The sequence below is a fragment of the Paracoccus sp. S4493 genome (assembly GCF_000967735.1).
GTDB classification, from domain to species: domain Bacteria; phylum Pseudomonadota; class Alphaproteobacteria; order Rhodobacterales; family Rhodobacteraceae; genus Paracoccus; species Paracoccus marcusii.
Genome location: NZ_JXYF01000154.1, coordinates 1 through 302 on the forward strand (window position 1 = coordinate 1; position 302 = coordinate 302).

Consider the following 302-nt stretch of genomic DNA (forward strand, 5'->3'; position numbering starts at 1 on the left):
TTCTTCCGGATCGGGATGATGGCCGTGCCGCCACGGTCCACGATTGCGGTGTGGCATCGCCGGGTGTCGAAGGCACCGTCGCCGGTCACGGTGCCGACCAGCCCCTCCGGCGGAATCTGCTTCAGAAGGTCAGATAGCTCAGGACCGTCGCCTTCGCGGCTGGAAGTGAACTCCACCGCCCGAATGTCGCCGGTGTCTGTATCCATTGCCAGGTGGACCTTGCGATACTGGCGCTTGCGGTGGGTGCCATGCTTGTGCGCCAGCCATTCTCCATCGCCGAGAAACTTGATCCCGGTGCTGTC

General features: G+C 63.6%; 1 protein-coding gene. It reads right to left on the reverse strand.

Going from position 1 to position 302, the window contains the following annotated elements:
* Positions 1–302 (reverse strand): IS5/IS1182 family transposase (locus TW83_RS15490; RefSeq protein WP_045983679.1); only part of this gene is annotated, 302 nt, incomplete at both ends.